This window comes from Mucilaginibacter sp. OK268, assembly GCF_900103125.1.
Taxonomy (GTDB): domain Bacteria; phylum Bacteroidota; class Bacteroidia; order Sphingobacteriales; family Sphingobacteriaceae; genus Mucilaginibacter.
On sequence record NZ_FNJV01000002.1, the window covers coordinates 746,510 to 765,612 of the forward strand.

Below are 19,103 nucleotides of genomic sequence, written 5' to 3' on the forward strand. Positions count from 1 at the left end.
ACCTTGTTTTGTCCTTAACAAAACAGCCCGGTTATCCTATAAAAAGGATAACCGGGCCGGTGTTTGCATAAAAATACGAAATTTTGGGGAGAGTATCAATCTATAAAATCCAGTCATGCCGAACTTGTTTCGGCATCCCATAAGCCCAGGCGTATAACATGCTGGCTAACTTGTCCTGTGGGATCCTGAAACAAGTTCAGGATGACTTACCTTATTATACCATTATACCAATCCAGCCATACTTCCATTTTTAAATTTTGCTGGAATAGGTTATTTTTACGGATATCGTTAATCTGAATAAGGCATGGTTGAGATATTCCAGGATATCCGTAAAATATATATGTTCAGCAAGCCTTGTGAAGAACTGCTTCCGCATGTTGAATTTTATTCCCAATCGGTTTTAGATCATTCCGCTCAGGATATAAAACATGAATTTTCTACCGTAAAAATGTTCCCGAGCTGGACGCCTACCTTTTATATTAACCTGGGCACCCCGTATTATATCGATCTGAAACATACCCGTCACTATGTAAAAGGAGACGAAGATATTCTGATATTACGAAATGAGGACGTAACCAGGCACAAACTCCCTGCCGATAATATATTCACAGTTAAATTTAATCCCGGTAGTTTGGAGGCTATTTTGGGCTTAAACCAGGTTCCGGTTATGGACAAGATCATTCCCCTCCATCAGATTTTGCCCTGGCAGTTGCTCCAAAAAATAAAACAACCCATTTGCTTTGAAGAAAGGGTAGAAATTATTCAATCTTACCTATTAGCAGCATACCATCAATTAAATAACCACGATCATTATATTAAAATGGTTAATGACTGTATTGGAGAATATCAGGCCACTGGCATGCAGTTAAATACGAGTAAAATTGCTGAAAGATCATTTATTACATCTAAAACTATCAACCGGTATTTCAATAGGGTAATTGGTATCTCACCTAAAAATTATTTTTCAATTCTGCGGGGAAGAAACGCATTAACGGCGTTTATAAATGATAAAGAAAACTTTATCCCCATGGATTATGGTTATTATGATTTGAGCCATTTCCATAAAGACATAGTTAACTTTACCGGCCAAAGGTTAACGAAGCATCAATTATAATTTGTCCGTTTTTTACTTTCTACGGCTAATATCAATCCTTTTCTTTGTACGTTAAACAGCGCTTATGAAAACATTTCTTATTGCCTTGCTTTTCGTCGTGATTATTAGTCAAAACATATATAGTCAAAAGTATAAACCCCTCATTGAACCTTTTCCCGGAATGGTTAAAGCAGACGCCCGGTTAATTTTAAAAACCGGTTACCTGGTTGTACCGGAAGATAGGAATAAACCGGCTGGACAAAAGGTAAAAATCCCATTTTTATTTGTACGCAGACCGGACCAGGATCCACGTAAAAACATTACGCTTTATACAACAGGTGGACCAGGCTATAGTACTACGCTTAATATCGATAGCATAAGCTATAACTCCGGCTGGTTAGCATATGGCGGTTTTATTGCTTTTGATCAACGCGGAACGAAGCGAGCTAAGCCCTGCCTGGATTGTATGGAGGTAGCAACAGCCATCAAACGGAGCTATATAGAAGGAAAAAACAAAGATAGCCTCGTGTTAGCAGCGGTTCGGCAATGCCGAAACCGCTTTGTAAAGCAGGGTGTCAATTTATCAGCCTATAATACCATAGAAAGCGCGGAAGATATTAACGATTTGCGATTAGCGTTAAATGTTGATTCGCTTAACCTGGTAGGTATATCTTATAGCGGAGGCCTGATGCTTACCATGGCCCGAAACCATCCTGAAGGTGTTCGTACCTTAATTTTAACATCACCGCTTCCTGGTTATGTAAACTTTGAAGAACACGCTTTGTTTAATATCAACGAAGCACTGGAGCAGATATTTCGTGATTGCGAAGCTGATTCTGCTGATACAAAATATAAAAATTTAAGATCGCGCTTTCATCAGTATTTCACATCCATCACCGGCAAAAAACTTATCGTTTCCTACAAAGAAAAGGATAGTGATAAAAACATTAATGTAGCCTACAACAAAAAAGAATTGCTTGACGCGGTGATAAACCGGTTGAATTCCCGGCAAGCTAATACCGTTCCGGGTGTAATGATTGATCTGATAGAAGGCCGCCAGGATAAATATGTGAGAGAAGTACTGGATGGGTATTTTACAGGTGACGCTAATGTTTCTCTCGGCATGCGGTATTCCGTTTATTGCTCAGAGCAAATAAACTACGCCGACTATCGATTAGAAAAGCAGCAGGACCAGGTACTGCCCTGGTTAGCCGGGTATCCTTTTAATAATGTAAATCATTCCATATGCGGCTGCTGGCAAGTAAAGCCTGAGCCCGCAATTGCAAAACAACCTGTTTATTCAGGCGTTCCGGCCTTGATCTCGGCAGGTGATATCGACCCCGATTGCAGGCCATTTTATAACCGGTTAATTAAACGCTATATGCCCAATAGCCAATTGCTTATTATACACAACAAGGGACATGCCCCGGGTTTTTCTGTGGATGGAACAGATTACGTGAAGCTTTTTTTAGCCAATCCATACAAGCAACTCGTATCTGAATCTAAAAATTTGATTGTGGAGTGATGGAATGCCTGTGTTACAACTCACCCCGGCATCGCTGCACTTGTCGGCTCCCTCTCTTCAGCTTTGGTCCTTTGTACCAAGCGTCATTGCGAGGTACGAAGCAATCCCTATGCTGTACAGAGCAAACAAGTATTGTCGACCTGCCTATGTAGAGATTGCTTCGTTCCTCGCAATGACGTGTTTTTTTGTCTTTTACTTTACCCTCGCTACCACAAGGGCTTTATTTCATCAGCCTATGCAGGTGCACCTTTAAGATATTATTGTATTTTAGTAATTCATCTAAACTTACATGCATCATCTCATTATTCAATATACCTGCCTGTTGGTTATTATCATAGCGATAGTGATGCTGGCGCAAAAAATCAAGATTGCTTATCCTATATTACTGGTTATAGCCGGGCTGGGCCTGGGTTTTGTACCGGGCTTAAGGGGTATTGAGATAGAGCCCGACATGATATTTGTGATCTTTTTGCCACCGCTGTTATATGAGGCGGCCTGGAGCACCTCCTGGAAAGATTTCTGGAAATGGCGGCGCGTGATCAGCAGTTTCGCGTTCATCATTGTTATTTTGACAGCCGGTGTTGTGGCTTTGGTATCCAGCAACGTTATTCCCGGTTTTACACTGGCCGCGGGCTTTTTGCTGGGCGGTATCATATCACCGCCCGACGCGGTATCTGCCACCGCTATTCTCAAAAATGTTAAAGTACCCAAAAGACTGACTACCATACTGGAGGGCGAAAGCCTGATGAACGACGCGGCCAGTTTGGTGATCTTCCGGTTCGCGGCGGCGGCTATTGTCACCGGCTCCTTTGCCATCGGCCAGGCTACCCTGAGTTTTGTGCTGGTGATTGTAATGGGGATATTGATAGGATTGGCTATAGCGCTGGTGTTTTATGCCATTCACCGCTGGATGCCTACAACCACCAATATTGATATTGTGCTTACATTTATCACGCCCTATGCCATGTATATGGCGGCAGAGGCCTTTAATTTTTCGGGCGTATTGGCGGTGGTAAGCGGCGGTTTGTTTCTTTCCATCAGGCGCGATAGTTTTTTAACCCACCGCAGCAGGCTGCAAGGCATCAATGTTTGGGAAGCCGTAGCCTTTGTGCTGAACGGCTTTGTATTTATACTTATTGGACTAGAGTTCCCGGTGATCATTAAAGATCTTGGGCCCAACGGACTGGCGCCGGCTATCCGTTATAGCGCCATTATTTCGGGAGTTTTAATCGTTACCCGTTTGGCCAGCACTTTTGGCGCCGGTGTATTTACCGTATTCATCAGCAGGTATATTACTACTGCCGATAACCGCCCGGGCTGGAAAGGTCCGTTGTTATTAGGCTGGGCCGGTATGCGGGGTGTGGTATCACTGGCGGCGGCGCTCAGTATCCCGGTAGCGCTGCATTCAGGCGCGCCATTCCCCAACAGGAGCCTTATTTTGTTTATCACCTTTTCGGTTATTTTAGTTACGCTGATACTGCAGGGACTTACCCTGCCCCTGCTCATTAAATGGGTAAAGATGCCCGACCCGGACTATACCGTTTCTTTTGAACAGCAAAGGCAGCTGGTACGGAAAAAATTGTCGATGGTAACATTGGACCTGCTCCAAAATAAATACCCCAAACACCTGAAAGAAAACGATATGGTAAAAGCCATCAAAATTAAAATTGATGCTGACATGGAGCTGCTGGCCGATTGGGATAAAGCTGATGGCAAGGGTCGTGCAGAGGAGTTTTACCGCGACTATATCATGATTCTGGAAGATATGATGCACGAACAGCGCAACCTGCTGAAAACACTGAATAAAAAAGAAAGTATTAACGACGATATCATCAAGCAGCAACTCGCCCTGCTCGATTTGGAACAGGAGAAGCTGCGTCAACATTTTTCTTTTGAGGATGAGTAGATATTGGCATCCGCATGTCGTGTTAGAACGCCGGTGAAGACTCACCCCGGCATCGCTTTGCTCGCCGACCCTCTCTTCGCCTTCGGCGGAAAGAGGGGATTTTACTTTTCCCTTTATGTCATTGCGAGGAGGAACGACGAAGCAATCTCGTAGCTATGCTTACCGATGAGAACGCGAGGAGATTGCCACGCTGCGCTCGCAATGACATGGTTTTGATTTTATTAATCACTCCCCTCAAGCTCAGACGAAGAGCCTGTCATCCTGAGCTTGTCGAAGGACGCGCGCAGAGGCCCACCCCACCATGCTTCGACGGCGCTCAGCATGACACCCGGGCTATAAACAACAAAGGCAGCCGGTTACCCGGCTGCCTTTGTTATTATGTCTTCAGCTCCACTCTTGAGAGAGGGGGCGCGTAAGCTTGAGCGGTGGCGGGGGGCGTTTATGTAAGTGTAATAACACACCCCTGCCCCCTCTCCAGAGGGGATTCACACACAACCCCTCCTTTTTTATTTATTACCAGCCCGCGTTTTGTTTGATAATGCCATTGCTGCGGTCAATTTCTTTTTGGGGTACTGCCCAAACACTATTTACAGCAGGGTTAAAGTTACGTGCAGGCCATATTACGGAACCGGTATAACCATGTAAAGGCTTGGCATAGGTTGCCGCGGCATCGCCCCAGCGTACCAGGTCGCGGTGACGGTCGGACCATTCACCTGCCAGTTCACAACGGCGTTGGTTTTTCAGATCGGCCATGGTAGCGCCCTGGATAGCTTTCAGGCCGGCACGCTGACGGATCATATTGATCTCCGCATCGGCATTTTTGCCTTGCATCAGCTCGGCTTCTGCCTTGATCAGGATAACCTCGGCATAACGCATCAATGGTACATTCAGGTTGGTTGTTGGGTGGTCGCCATTAGGACTGATAGACGATCCTACCGGATTAGCATAAGTGAATGGCTCCATATACTTGTTGAACTGGTAACCGGAAAGACTGTTTACTGAAGCGTAAGTTTTTGGGGCACCAAAATACTGAAACACATCGCCTGGTTTCAGGATAGTGGCTTCGCGACGTTTGTCGCCAGCTTCAAAAGCATCATACAGCTCTTTGGTGGGCTGATAATAGCCCCAGCCGTTAAATAGTCCCCAACCTTTGTTCTCGAGCATTACGCCCGGCAGGATGCTACCCCAGCCGGAAGAACCTTTTGCTGTGCTCAACGCCGACCAGATATATTCTGTGCTGAAGTTATTGGCCGCTTTAAAAACATCGGCAAAGTTTGGCAATAAGGCGCGTTTACCCTGATTGATCACCGAGTCGGCATATTTTTGGGCATTGGCATAATCCTTTTTAAACAGATACATTTTTGCCAGGTAACCCCAGGCAGCTACTTTGTGAGGCCTGCCCTGATCGGCAGGACTCAGTTGATCAAAATAGGGCAACAGATTGGCCGCCTTTTTCAGCTCGCCTTCAATGTAGTTGTAGTTTTCGGTAACGTTGGCTGCCCTTGGTGTAGGGTTGGGGTCGTTATTATTGGCACGGGTGATGATGGGCAAGCCTGCACGATCGTCACCATAGTTATAGGCCATTTGAAAATACATCAAGCCGCTTAAAAAATAGGCCTCGCCCATGTAACGGTTTTTCAGGGAACCGTCCATGCTGATGGCAGGCACCTTGTTGATCACGTCATTGGCACGCCTGATCACTTGATAACGCATATCCCATTGGTCAACCGTGTAACCGCCGGAGTAATAGGTTGGGCTGAAATTCTTGATAGCATCCGCATTGGTATTGATACGACCGGTCACCATATCGTCGCTGGCGTTGATGAACCACATATAACCACGACCATAAAACTCTTCGCCGTCAAAAGGCTCGTACATGGCGTTTACACCCAACAGGGCATCGTCGCCGGTTTGCCAGAAGTTATTTTCAGACACCGCGCCTTGTGGCTTGATATCCAGATTTTTGGAGCAGGCACCCAAAAGCATGCTTGCCGATATTGCTAATATAATATTGCTGATCTTTTTCATGATTGCTTTACTTACAGATTTAAATTGATACCGAAAATAAATGAGCGCGATTGCGGGTAACGGCCTACGTCGATACCGTAGTTATCAAAGCCAACCTCCGGATCAAAACCTTTGTATTTGGTAATGGTGAACAGGTTGTTTGATGTGGTGTATATGCGCAAGCTGCTGATACCGGCACGGGTTAACAAGGCCGGCGAAAAGGTATAACCCAGGGTTACGTTCTTAAAGCGCAGGTATGAACCGTTCTCGATATAAAAATCGGAGTTGGTACCAAAGTTGCCGTTAGCATCGCTGGCAGTTACACGCGGGATAGTGGTGTTGGTATGCTGTGGTGTCCAGGCATTCAGCACGTCTTTCAGCAGGTTGTAGTTTTGACCCAAACCGCCGGCATTTAAGCTGGTATATTTTAAGGCATTGTACAATTTGTTACCTTGTACGCCTTGTAAAAAGATGTTCAGATCGAAACCTTTGTAGCTGGCGTTCAGGCTCAGGCCATAGGTAAACTTAGGATAGGCGCTGCCCAGGAACTGACGGTCGCTATCGTTAATTTTTCCATCGCCATTAGCATCCACAAAACGGATATCACCCGGTTTAGCATTTGGCTGAATAGGTGTACCGTTGGGACCTTTGTAAGCGTCCACCTCTGCCTGGCTTTGGAACAAACCGTTGGTTTTGATAGAGTAGTACGAATAAAGCGGCTGACCAACCTGAACCCAGGCAGGTGCCAGCAAGCCACGCACGCTCGGGCTTACACCTGGAATAGTTGTAGCACCATTAGGTAAAGACAGTAATTTATTGGTGAGTGTGCTAACGTTGGCATTGATACCATAACGGAATGCTTTTTTAGGATCGCTGTTATAACCCAGGCTCAATTCAATACCCTTGTCACGTGCCTCGCCACCGTTAAGCCATATAGTGTTTAATCCTATGCCTGCCCTTGTTTGCAGTAGCATATTCGTAGTTCTCTTAACAAAATAGTCGGCAGTTAAGGTGATACGCTCATTCAGGAAACCCAGATCTAAACCTACGTCGGTTTGTTTTGAACGGGCCCAGGTTAGGTTCGGGTTGCCCCTATCATAGCTGTAATAACCGTTTAATGGTGCCGGGTCTGAACCCAGGTAAATATTACCTACGCTGAGAGGAGGGCTTACCGCTATTGTATTTACAGATGATAAGTTACCCAATACACCATAGCTACCCCTGATCTTTAAATTGCTCAGCCAGGTTAGTTTCTGCATAAAATTCTCACGGCTTAAAACCCATCCGGCAGACACCGAACCAAAGTTCTGGAACCTGTTTTGGGGAGCCACCAATGATGTTCCGTCCTTACGACCGGTTAATGATAAGAGATATTTACCATCGTAATCATAATTAACACGGGCAAGGTAGGAGATCAAGGCTTCGTCAGACCGGTAATCGCCGGGTTTTGGAACCGGGGTACCAGTACCATTGATAAAATAGCGGAACAGCGGATCTTCATTGCTAAAACCTGAAAGGGAAGCTGACAGACCCATGCTGCTGTTTTTCTGATAGGTATAACCAGCCACTACATCCAGGTTGTTTTTACCTAATGTTTTCTTGTAGTTTAAAGTTTGCTCGGTCAGGAACCTTGAATCCTGTGATGATGATTCATTTAAGGTATTGGTTAAGCTGGGTTTACCAACCTCAGGCACAATCGGCGAAAAGCCTTTGAAATAATAGAAGTTTTTAGTTACCGAATAGTTCGACCTGAATTTAAGGCCGGGAATAATGCTGGCCTCAAAATATGGGTTAGCGATAATGGTATTTACCGGGTTGCTGGTGTCAATACGCTCCAGGTTGGCAACCGGGTTAACTACGTCGCCATATGAACCCGCGTAGGTTATAGGCAAGCCTGAGTAAGCGCCTGATGGGGTACGCACTGTAATACTTGGCGGATAAAATATGGCTGCCTGAATAGCGCCGGTATAACCGCTGAACGTGTTGGTACCACGACCATCGGAATAGGTATAAGATAAATTTTCGCCAACCTTTAACCAGTTATTCAACTGATGGGTGGAGTTGATGCGATAAGCATAACGCTCAGAGTAGGTATTCAATAATACCCCTGTTCCTTTGCGATAGTTAAAACTCATGAAATAGTCGGATTTATCGTTACCACCGTTCAGGCTCACGTTATAATCCTGGGTATGCCCTGTTCTGAATACCTCATCAACCCAGTTGGTACGGGTTATTTGTCCGTCGGGATATTTGGTAGCATCAAAAGCCGGGAGGCGCGGCTTGCCAGCGTTATCAGCAGCAGTATTGTATACATCGGCATACTCTTTGGCATCCAGTGCTTCCAGTTTTTTCCAGGCATTCGCAAAACCTTGTTTGGCATCAAAAGAGATATTCATTTTGCCTTTGGTGCCTTTTTTGGTAGTGATGAGGATAACACCGCCAGATGCACGGGCTCCATAGATAGCCGCCGAAGCATCTTTCAATACCGAAATAGACTCTACGTCATTTGGGTTGATCACGGGTGTACCAGGATAAAAAACCGATCCGTCTATAACATATAGGGGTTGCTCGCCATTGATACCGCCCAGTCCGCGAATGTTTACCTGCGGTGCATTGGTAGGGTCGCCACCATTGTTATTTACAACCACACCGGCCGCTTTGCCTTGCAAGGCTTCCTGCAAGTTGTTGAACGAGCGTGATGATACTTTATCCAAACCAACGGTTGATACCGCTCCCGATAAAGTTGAACGGGTTTGTGTACCGTAACCTATAACTACCACTTCTTTTAACGACTGACTATTGGCTTTCAGCACCACATCAATATTTTGTTGTCCTTTTACCGGGATTTCCTGGCTGTCGTAACCAATGTATTTAAAAACCAGTATCGAAGTTTCATCGGTGCTCAGAGAATACTTGCCTTCGGTATTGGTCATGGTGCCGGTAGTTGTTCCCTTTACGGCAACGCTTACGCCGATCAGGGTTTCACCGCTTTCGTCGGTTACTTTTCCTGATACAGTAATATTGGCTTTTACCACCAGCTCTTTTTCTTTGGCTTTTACTACTGGTTGTTGTTTTTCAACCTGTAATAATATATGCTCCTCATCAACCTGTCTGATGTTACCTTTGTAACCTTTAATCAGTTCTTTCAGCACGTTAACCAACAACTCATTGTCGGCAGATATGGAAATTTCTCTGTCGGCATCAAAGCTGGTGGAGTTGTAACCTATTTTGAATGAGGTTTTTTGTTCGATCAATCTAAAAACGCTTTTGATACTTTGATTTTTTGCGTTCAGGCTGATGCGGATGGTATTCATGGTTTGTGCAGCGGCCGAAAAAGACGGGCTTGAGCATACGCCAATAATGACCAGGACGATGCAGTAGGATGCCAGCCATTTGAGGTGATTTTTTAATGATAATATGTGTAATAGATTTCTCATTTTTATAATGTTATTTTATGTGATAAAAAAGAATCGTTAAAAATGACATGGTCTGCTGCTACAGCAGCCATATAGCAGGCAGGTGTTCGCGCATCTGCCTGTTTTTTGTTTGGGGGGACGGCTACATAGCTTAACGGCAATTTTGTGATTGAATGAAAATTTTATGGTTGGTGTACTGATAGGTAATGCCTGTAAGCTGACTCAACACCCGGAGCACTTTATCTAAAGGCTGGCTGTTAAAACCGATGGTATATTTGCAATTGCGCCCGGGTTTATCCTGCAACTGAACATCTATATTATACATTCTGGATAGTGTTGAAGTTATTTCGGGGATGGTAGCCTCGTCAAAATAAAGCTGACCGTTTTGCCAGGCGCTCAACTTGTCGGCATCGGCAGTTTTAATATAATGCCCGTGTGCCTGGCAGTTATAAACCAGCATTAAATTGCGGGTAAGCACTTTACCCATAGCAACCACTTTGTTAGCCGCTTTCTTTTCGCCTACGCTTACCATACCGCTTACTACAGCTATCTTATATTCGCTTTCATTATTATAGGCGTGCACGTTAAACTGGGTCCCCAGTACCTGGGTTTGTATGTTCCCGGTGGTCACTATAAAAGGTTTGGTTGCATCATGCTTTACATGAAAAAAGCCTTCGCCTGTGAGTTTAACTATCCGCTTTTTTTCGCCAAAATCAGCGCTGAGGGTTAAAACAGATGATGAGTTGAGGGTTACTATGGTACTATCAGGCAGGGTTAACACCTTGCGTTCACCACGGGCAGTAAAATATTGCTGCAAGGCCTGTGGGGCAGGCTGCTTCCATTTGGAGTACAGTAAAAAGCCGCCGGGCACCAGTAATAACAGCGCGGCTACTTTAAGGTATTGGAGTACATACACTCTTCGCCCGGCCGATCGTGATGGTATGCCTTTGAGCACACGTTTCCGGATGCGGTTTAAGATACGGTCTTCTGCCGATGGTGTAATACCGCTTAGTGATGTGTTATCTAATTTATTGAGCCAGGCCTCTACACGGGCCCGTTCATCGGGTGTACATTCGTCCTTCTGGTACTTTTGTAATAATGCTTTGATCTCTGCAGATTCTTTTGTGTTCATCTGCCCATATAATCGGTGCTTACCGAAAATAGTACCGTTAAATAATCATCAAGTGTTTATTAAATCAATGTTACCCGAATTTTAGATTATGGGATTTTTGGACTATGGGATTGAGAGAACAAGGAGCTAGGTTTTTGGAGAAATCTAAAATCGATCAGTTTCGGAGGAACAGGATCTTCACCACGATCAAAAACATCGGGAAGCTTTCCATCCGTTTTAACCGTAGTTGCAGGCGTTTCAAGGCTATAGTGAGGTTGTTTTTTACGGTTTGCTCAGATAAAGCCAGGCGACCGGCAATTTCCTTAACCGGCAGTTGCTCCACCCGGCTTAGTTTAAATACATTGCGAACATTGTCGGGCATTTTATCTACTTCAGAGCTTAGCCAGTCTTCCAGTTCAGCTTCAATAACTTCATGTTCTGGTGACGGGGATACTAGGTGTTCATAATCAGGCAGCAACGCTTCAAAGTGAGCTATTTTTTTACTACCGGTGACATAAAAGTCAATAGTTTTATTTTTGGCCGCCTTAAATAAATAGGGAGAAAGCGTATCGTTGATGGCCACGGCATAGCGGTTGTTCCACAGGGAAATAAAAATATCCTGTACAGCTTCTTCCGATGTTTCGAGCGAGCCGGTTTTGGAGAGTATGTATCGAAAAAGGGCTTTATCGTACCGTTGCATCAGCGCCAGCAGAGCCTGCTCATCATCGTCCTGAATCCGCGCCAGTAAATCAGTATCCGAAATAAACCTGCCACGCATCATGCCGCAAACTTACCCCTGCACCTTTAACTCAATGTTAGCTCAGCATAAAATATCACGGTTTTTAATTTTAGGCTATCAGGTCTATAAATACAAAAGGAGTCCCTTAAAAATTTAAGAGGCTCCTTTTGTTACCCGTTTAATTAACATGTCATTGCGAGCGCAGCGTGGCAATCTCCTCATGTTGAATAAGAATAGCTACGGGATTGCTTCGTCGTTCCTCCTCGCAATGACATCAAATGACATCAGGGAAATAAGTCATGGTCTATCAGCTTTAATTAGCCGGAACTGTTATAGTTTTACGCGTAATGGGATAGGCACTAAAATAGCCCAGCACCCCGCCGGTAATATTACTGGTTGGATTGGTTGGCGCGGCGTTGTTGCCATCGCCTGTGGAACCGGCATTTAAACTAAAAAAGTATTTATAGACCGCGGCATCAATACATTCCATCTCGATCATGAGCTGTTTGCCGGTCCTGATCTCACGGGCGGGATCATCATTATCATTATTGAAGTTAAGGCGACTGTTTACGGTTTGGCCATTGGTAAACTCATCATCGTCTACAAATAAGCTTTTTTCTTTTCTGCCGTCAATGTATTCAATAAAACGGTAGTAGTTATCCTCGCCGGCAGGGTCTTGAAACTTTACCGTAGCTACCCGCAGTTTGGTTTTGTCTTTATTGGTACCAAACTCATCATTAACTACATAAATACTGTCCAGCTTTACAATCTGAGGCATGGTACTGGTTGAGGTGTAGGTTTTATCATTCAGCTTAACCGTTAAATGATAAGTATGCCCCGGTACACCAATAAGAGTGCTGTTCTGGTAAATACCTGAGGCAGTAGGGTCAAAATTATAAACGGTGCCATCCACATCAACACTTACCTGCGCGCCGCTGATGCCGGTAAAAGTAGTCTCGTCGTAAAAATTCTGCGACCGGCTTATCGATACTTTGGCACCGCCGGCTTCATTACTTATCGTACCTTCTATCACTGTTTGGGGGCCGCTATTATTCAATTTCAGGTCGATAACCTTTTCGCAGGAGCTCAATAGCCCCAGCAGGATCATCAATATGGCCGAAAAACGTATAGTATGCATGTGTTAAAATTTAAAGTTATAAGTAACAGAAGGTACATAGGTAAATAAAGTGGTGCGTACGGCCTCTGTTTTGTTTGGATCTGTTTTGTTATCTCTGAAAAATATACGGTAAGCGTTCCGGTTACCATAGGCGTTATACAAGCTAAAGTTAATCTCCGAACTGTATTTTTTGGTTTTCTTGAGTTGCTTGGTAGCTCCCAGGTCGAGCCGGTGATAGGCCGGCAGCCTTGAAGCATTACGGTTTTCATAGTAATAATAGGTTGCCCCGTCTATCTGGTATTTGCCGCTCGGGTAGGTTACCGCGTCGCCGGTGTAGAATACGAAATTGGCCGATAAGGTCCATTTGTCGTTCAGCTTGTAAATACCAACTACGGCCAGGTCATGTGTACGGTCCTGACGAGCATTATACCATTGATTATTATTAATACCGTCTATCAGGCGTTCTGATTTGGATAGCGTATAACTTACCCAACCGGTTAAACGACCTGTTTTTTTCCGTAGCAGAAACTCAGCGCCATAAGCACGTCCTTTGCCATACAGCAATTGTGTTTCAATAGGCTGATTGGTAAAGATGTTGGCATCGTTACGATAATCCAGTTGGTTTTGCAGCTTTTTATAATAGGTTTCAAACGTAAACTCGTATTTATGCTCGGCCAGGTCGCGGTAGTAACCTACAGAAAACTGATCGGCCAGCTCGGGCTTGATGAGATTGGTACTGGCTACCCATTTATCAGTTGGCGAGCCTGGTGTTGAGTTACTGATGAGGTGTAGATTTTGCGCATTACGGGCATAAGATGCCTTAACCGAACTGATATCATTGAGCTGGAAAGCAGCAGCTACGCGAGGCTCGGGGTTTACATAAGTTTTAACTATCTGACCCGAGTTGTAGTGTTTTGAGCTGGTTATCCCGCCATCGGCATCTACATCATAAAAAGTACCGGGACCTATAATTGAAAAGGCCGACAAGCGGATACCATAGGTAAGACTAAAACGATCCGTAGCTTTCCAGGTATCGCTTACGTAAGCCGCATTATCCCAGGCATACCGGGTTTCGAGCTTTTGGGATATAAAACCTGAGTTGCCCGTGGCCGATATTTCGCCGGGTTTAATGGTATGATAAACACTGTTGACACCAAAACTTAAGGAATGATCGGAACCGATATCATATTGCATATCTTCTTTAAAGTTCCAATCTTTAATACGCGAGGTGATATTATAGGTATTTACGTCCTGTTTTACATGGATTTCATAATCGTAATTACTGTAGATGAAAGAGGTATTGGAGAAGAAACGACTATTAAAAATGTGGTTCCAACGCAAGGTCGCGGTGGTATTACCCCAGTCGATGCCGTTCACATTATTGGCCGAAAGCACATCCTTCCCTAAATATCCCGAAATATAAACCCGGTCTTTATCGCCCAAAACTAAATTGGCCTTGGCGTTAATATCATAAAAATAAAGCTTGCTGTTTTTGACCACCGTATCTTTTGATAGTTTCAGAAAAGCATCGGCATAAGTACGCCGGGCCGATATCAGGAACGATGATTTACCCTTTTGAATGGGCCCTTCTACGTTCAAACGGGCCGCTATCATACCCACACCGCCGCTTACGCCAAACTTTTGGTTGTTACCGTCGTTCATCTTCACATCTATTACTGATGATAGTCTGCCACCATATTGCGCGGGCATATCGCCTTTATAAATGCTTACGTTTTTAATAGCGTCGGAGTTAAAGGTGGAGAAGAAACCTAAAAGGTGATAGGCATTATATACGGTAGCTTCATCCAGCATGAGCAAGTTTTGATCGGTAGCGCCACCACGTACATAGAAGCCGCCGCTGCCTTCTCCTGCCGATTTAATACCGGGGAATAACTGTATGGTTTTCATCACATCATGCTCGCCCAATAACACTGGTACATCATTTATTTCCTGGATATTCAGCTTTTCGACACCCATTTGCGGGCTTTTCAAATCGCGGGCGCCTTTTTGCGTGGCGGTTATGGTTACGGTTTGCAGCTCCTGCGCGTTATCGTCCATAGAGATATTCAGCCGTTGATCCTGTGTTAATGAAACCGGTATGATCAGGGTTTTCTGGCCGATGGCGGTGATCAGCAACTGGTGATCACCGGCCGGCAGTGTGATCGAATAGAATCCATAACCATTGGTCGAAGTTCCCTGCGCTCCATCTACCAGCCGTATACTGGCTCCTATTATCGTTTCCCCAGACTGTTTTGATGTAATTGTTCCGCTGATGGTGTGCTTTCCTGCTGCCGGTTTTGCCGCCGGTTCGGCGTCGAACTTTTTTAGCTTCGTCGCGTCATAGCGAATCAGTATATCCTGATCCAGTTGGGCATAGCTATACGGATAGTTAGCCAGGGCCACATCAAGTACCTGCTTAAGGCTTTGTGCTTTAGCATTGATGGTTAATTTGATATTGCTGGCGGCTACGGCTTCGTTATAGGTAAAGCGCACGCCGGTGGTAGCGGTTATCTTATCAAGGGCCTGTCTTAATGGTACATTATTTAAACTGATGGTTACTGTTTTATCAAGCGGCGACTGGGCAAAAGCCCGTAAGCTGCCAAACGTGAGGATAACGGTTATACAAAAAAATACACTTAAAAATTGGTATAGTTTCATTAAAGGATAAATCAGGTTAGAGAACCGTAGAGGTCCGGTTTTTTTCATAACTTTAAGAGGTTTAAAATAATCAGTCATTAGTTTTCGAAGGCCATGACTGGCTAAGGTTTTAAATACAAGCCCGGTTCTGTTTCCCTGAGCCGGGCTTTTTTTTCATAGGTGTGTAGGGGCAAAATTAAAATGTCATGATTGCAGGTTTGTGAAATGGTGGGGTAAATAAATCATACTTATATTAAGGGTGCAGCTGATAAGCTCCGCTTTGTTTTTCCCAGCGTAGCTCCATAACCGTACTCAATTTATCAAGCGTACGGTTTATTGGATCGGAGGTTTGCAAACGGCCGTAAAAGGTTTTTGATGTTAAACCGGGAGCCAGGTTTATGCTGATGCCATATTGGCTTTCGAGGTCATGAACAACTTCGGCCAGCGATGCACCATTAAAATCAAAGATCCCTTTACGCCGGTCAAGAAATTTGGAAGCGTTTGGATAATTTTCCTTTACCAGGCTGGCTGTTGCCTTTTGATATATCGTTCTTTGATTGGCGGTTACCATCGCAGTATTAGCACTTGCTTTTGCCGACACGCCCACCTTGCCACTGACAACAGTTACATCGATAGACTTAGCGTGCGCGTAAGCCTGAATATCAAAGCTGGTACCTAATACCACCGTTTTTACAGCTCCGGATTGAATAACAAAGGGATGCCCGGTATCGTGCTTAACTTCAAAGTAGGCTTCGCCTTCAATACTTATATCGCGCAATTTGCCCCTGAACTTTTCGGGATAACTAAGCGTAGTTGCCGGGCTTAGCCAAATGTGGGTGCCATCGGCCAGGTATATTTGCTTGTATTCTCCCGGATTGGTAGTCAGTTTCAGCTGTTTTACCGGGTCAACCAGGTTGAGTATAGGAGCCCTGTAAAGTACCGCAAGGCCTATAGCTAAAACAACAGCTGCCGCGGCAGCCAAATTGCGCCACATGGTACGTATTTTCACTTTAGGCTGTTCATCTATACTGGAGTTAACCCGGTTTAATATGGTTTCCCTGATCTGTTCGGCCGAGGTATATTGACTATTCGAAATCAGCAGTTCTTCATCGTTAAAATCGGCATACCATTGCTCAAACCGCAACTTTTCGTCGGGAGTAAGTGTGCCAGCCACCCATTTGTGGGCCAGCTCTTCAGGATTAAAGCTATTACTATCCATGGTTTACTTGGTATGTTTATACATATAGTCAGCCATAGCGCGGTTTACCCTTAGTGGCAAATGAAAAAAATATGAATTATTTTTCGAGCAGGTAAAGCAGTAGCGGGATGGTGATATTTAATGATTGCCGTAGCGTGCTTAACGCTTTGGTCATATGTGCCTCCACCGTTTTTTCGGCAATATTGAGTTCGGCGGCAATTTCGGCGTTTGTTTTATTTTGTTCGCGGCTCAGCAAAAAAACTATCCGGCACTTTTCGGGCAAGCGGCTGATGCTTTGTTCAAGCTGTGTACGAAGCTCTTTTTCCAAAAGCCATTGACTGGTACTATCATGCTCACGTGGTGCATGAATGGCCAAGTGCTCTATATGCTGCTTTTTACGAAATTGTTTATCCAGGTGATTGATGATGCGATATTTAACAGCAACCGACAAATAGGTATTTAGGCTATGGGTAAGTTCGATGGTTAAGCGTCGTTGCCAAAGGCTCAGAAAAACCTCCTGCACTACCTCTTCAGCCTCATGCTCATCATTCAGGCGATGCATGGCTACCGTGAATAGTTTATCCCAATAACGATTATATAGTTCTGTAAAGGCTACCCGGTCATCCTTGCGGATCAATTCCAATAACTGGCTATCTGTTGCTGTTTGGTAGCGCTCCATATAAGAGTATGACGATCAATTGCCTTATTCGTTACACGGCAAGTACGCAAGTTTACAAGAAATCATCTGATCATACTATATCCAAGGGATGCTTTGATCAGTAGTTCAGTCTTTTTACTTTAAAACAACATGCGCTGATTAACCTAACGGCTTATTTACCTTTTAATTGCACCATTACCCTGATAGTTTTTAGAATTATCCCCATATCGCTGTTGAAGTTGATATTGTTGAGATAAATGAGGTCATAGCGGATGCGGCTGTGCATCTGATCAAGGTTTTCGGCGTAACCGTATGATACCTGCCCTATAGAGGTAAGACCGGGTTTAATACGTAACAATTTCTTATAGCTGGGTGATTTCTCAATGAGTTGTTCAATAAAGTGCTGCCTTTCTGGTCTTGGGCCTACTACAGACATTTCGCCTTTAAGTACATTCCAAAACTGAGGTAACTCATCCAGTCTTGATTTCCTTAATATTCTTCCCCATCCCGTTATGCGCGGATCGCGGTCACTTGATAACTGGGGGCCAGCCTTTTCGGCATTTATATACATGCTTCTGAACTTGTATATGGTAAATGGCTTATGATTTCTGCCTATTCTTTCCTGCTTATAAAAAGCTGGGCCTTTTGATGTCATTCTGGTAATTAACATCAATAAAAGAAATATCGGAAAACCAACGATCATCACGCTCAATGAAAACACGATATCGAAACTCCGCTTAAAAAATATTACTTTAAAGCTCAGTTCAGGATTTGCCGACAGTTGGATAACCGGAAGGTTTTCATAATTAACTATACTGGCATAGTTGTTATTCAGTATCAGATCTGACACTAATTTTATTTTAACCGCATTCTGTTCGCCAAAATCAACCAGCTTTTGCAATAACAGGGGGTGCAGGTATTTATAGCATACAAATATTTCATCCGGACTTTTATCGACTAATTTCTCCATCAAAACCTGTTCGGGAAAATCCTTAATCATATCTTCCGAAATAAAATCGGTAAAGTAATAACCGTATTCCGGGTGTTTTGAGAATGACCTGATAAGGCGGTTCGCGATATCTTCATCGCCAATTACCAGCACATGCCTCCTGTTGTATCCTTTTTTGCGGATGTAATCCAGTATAAAGAATATAACCGATCGCTGTACTATGATCAAAAAGAAGAACAGGGAATAAGTAAAGAACATCTCCCAGCGGCTTACCTCGTACAGCTTGAAGAAATAAATGATGCCAAGAACTATGAGTAAATGATAAAGCAGGGACGATAAAAACCGGTTAAGGTTATCTTTTAATACCAATGGCCTGGAAATAATATAATTTTTGGTAATAGTTGATACAGATACCCAAACCAAATTAACAAGTAGTATAAAATTTACAGATTGTATATCAGATGAGTAATATGTGAACACTAATGAATGCGCACACTGTAAAGCAATATTTAATACTATTAAATCACTTATAAAGGTAACGGGCGGGAGAAATTTCGAGTATCGTATTGCCATAGGTATAGTTTTGCAAATATAGCACTTTATCCGTTATATTATTTATGTAACGATAAAGTTCACACTTTAATACTAATACGAAGATTAAATAAAAAACGCTACAAGAGAAACTATTTTTTTTTTAATCCTAGCTACCACAGTAAAAACCATCAAAACTGCTTTGATTTCTGCATA

General features: G+C 43.9%; 12 protein-coding genes. 3 read left to right on the forward strand and 9 right to left on the reverse strand.

The features are described 5' to 3' along the window. The first annotated feature begins 304 nt into the window (after positions 1-304). The 3 genes from BLR84_RS08875 to BLR84_RS08885 all read left to right on the forward strand — a co-directional run bounded on the left by BLR84_RS08875 (position 305) and on the right by BLR84_RS08885 (position 4,524). On the forward strand, positions 305-1,114 hold the full coding sequence (locus BLR84_RS08875; protein WP_090466999.1) for an AraC family transcriptional regulator: 810 nt from the start codon (positions 305-307) through the stop codon (positions 1,112-1,114). Positions 1,115-1,178: 64 nt separating this feature from the next. Further along, a complete protein-coding gene (locus BLR84_RS08880; RefSeq protein ID WP_090467001.1) occupies positions 1,179-2,618 on the forward strand; it encodes an alpha/beta fold hydrolase in 1,440 nt (479 codons plus the stop codon). 289 nt (positions 2,619-2,907) lie between these two features. Next, the gene (locus BLR84_RS08885) at positions 2,908-4,524 is read left to right on the forward strand and encodes a Na+/H+ antiporter (protein ID WP_090467002.1); all 1,617 of its coding nucleotides are present in this window, start codon (positions 2,908-2,910) and stop codon (positions 4,522-4,524) included. A gap of 513 nt (positions 4,525-5,037) precedes the next feature. On the opposite strand, the gene BLR84_RS08890 is transcribed toward BLR84_RS08885, so the two are convergent. The 9 genes from BLR84_RS08890 to BLR84_RS08930 form a co-directional block, all read right to left on the reverse strand. Continuing rightward, positions 5,038-6,552 (reverse strand): RagB/SusD family nutrient uptake outer membrane protein, encoded by a 1,515-nt coding sequence (locus BLR84_RS08890; RefSeq protein WP_090467004.1) that lies wholly within the window; start codon positions 6,550-6,552, stop codon positions 5,038-5,040. Positions 6,553-6,563: 11 nt separating this feature from the next. Next, positions 6,564-9,968, reverse strand: coding sequence for a SusC/RagA family TonB-linked outer membrane protein (locus BLR84_RS08895; RefSeq protein WP_090467005.1), 3,405 nt, complete (start codon positions 9,966-9,968; stop codon positions 6,564-6,566). 130 nt (positions 9,969-10,098) lie between these two features. Continuing rightward, entirely contained in the window at positions 10,099-11,079 is a 981-nt protein-coding gene (locus tag BLR84_RS08900) for a FecR family protein (RefSeq protein ID WP_090467007.1), read from the reverse strand. A gap of 154 nt (positions 11,080-11,233) precedes the next feature. Then, positions 11,234-11,839: an RNA polymerase sigma factor gene (locus tag BLR84_RS08905; RefSeq protein ID WP_090467008.1), complete on the reverse strand. Its 606-nt coding sequence runs from the start codon at positions 11,837-11,839 to the stop codon at positions 11,234-11,236. A 271-nt stretch (positions 11,840-12,110) separates the two neighbouring features. Beyond that, positions 12,111-12,935, reverse strand: a complete 825-nt coding sequence (locus BLR84_RS08910) for a DUF4249 domain-containing protein (RefSeq protein WP_090467010.1) — start codon at positions 12,933-12,935, stop codon at positions 12,111-12,113. A gap of 3 nt (positions 12,936-12,938) precedes the next feature. Next, entirely contained in the window at positions 12,939-15,572 is a 2,634-nt protein-coding gene (locus BLR84_RS08915; protein WP_090467688.1) for a TonB-dependent receptor, read from the reverse strand. 232 nt (positions 15,573-15,804) lie between these two features. Next, positions 15,805-16,770 (reverse strand): FecR family protein, encoded by a 966-nt coding sequence (locus BLR84_RS08920; protein ID WP_090467011.1) that lies wholly within the window; start codon positions 16,768-16,770, stop codon positions 15,805-15,807. A gap of 76 nt (positions 16,771-16,846) precedes the next feature. Continuing rightward, on the reverse strand, positions 16,847-17,428 hold the full coding sequence (locus BLR84_RS08925; protein WP_090467013.1) for an RNA polymerase sigma-70 factor: 582 nt from the start codon (positions 17,426-17,428) through the stop codon (positions 16,847-16,849). Positions 17,429-17,579: 151 nt separating this feature from the next. Next, positions 17,580-18,929 carry a sugar transferase gene (locus BLR84_RS08930; protein WP_090467015.1) on the reverse strand — a complete coding sequence of 450 codons (1,350 nt, stop codon included), beginning with the start codon at positions 18,927-18,929 and terminating at the stop codon, positions 17,580-17,582. Between the last annotated feature and the right edge of the window lie 174 nt (positions 18,930-19,103).

Excerpts from the sequence above, each read along its gene's own strand:
- BLR84_RS08900 (WP_090467007.1), bottom strand. The coding sequence starts at position 11,079 with ATGAACACAAAAGAATCTGCAGAGATCAAAGCATTATTACAAAAGTAC.
- BLR84_RS08910 (WP_090467010.1), bottom strand. The coding sequence starts at position 12,935 with ATGCATACTATACGTTTTTCGGCCATATTGATGATCCTGCTGGGGCTA.
- BLR84_RS08885 (WP_090467002.1), top strand. The coding sequence starts at position 2,908 with ATGCATCATCTCATTATTCAATATACCTGCCTGTTGGTTATTATCATA.
- BLR84_RS08915 (WP_090467688.1), bottom strand. The coding sequence starts at position 15,572 with ATGAAACTATACCAATTTTTAAGTGTATTTTTTTGTATAACCGTTATC.
- BLR84_RS08930 (WP_090467015.1), bottom strand. The coding sequence starts at position 18,929 with ATGGCAATACGATACTCGAAATTTCTCCCGCCCGTTACCTTTATAAGT.
- BLR84_RS08920 (WP_090467011.1), bottom strand. The coding sequence starts at position 16,770 with ATGGATAGTAATAGCTTTAATCCTGAAGAGCTGGCCCACAAATGGGTG.
- BLR84_RS08880 (WP_090467001.1), top strand. The coding sequence starts at position 1,179 with ATGAAAACATTTCTTATTGCCTTGCTTTTCGTCGTGATTATTAGTCAA.
- BLR84_RS08890 (WP_090467004.1), bottom strand. The coding sequence starts at position 6,552 with ATGAAAAAGATCAGCAATATTATATTAGCAATATCGGCAAGCATGCTT.
- BLR84_RS08925 (WP_090467013.1), bottom strand. The coding sequence starts at position 17,428 with ATGGAGCGCTACCAAACAGCAACAGATAGCCAGTTATTGGAATTGATC.
- BLR84_RS08895 (WP_090467005.1), bottom strand. The coding sequence starts at position 9,968 with ATGAGAAATCTATTACACATATTATCATTAAAAAATCACCTCAAATGG.
- BLR84_RS08905 (WP_090467008.1), bottom strand. The coding sequence starts at position 11,839 with ATGATGCGTGGCAGGTTTATTTCGGATACTGATTTACTGGCGCGGATT.
- BLR84_RS08875 (WP_090466999.1), top strand. The coding sequence starts at position 305 with ATGGTTGAGATATTCCAGGATATCCGTAAAATATATATGTTCAGCAAG.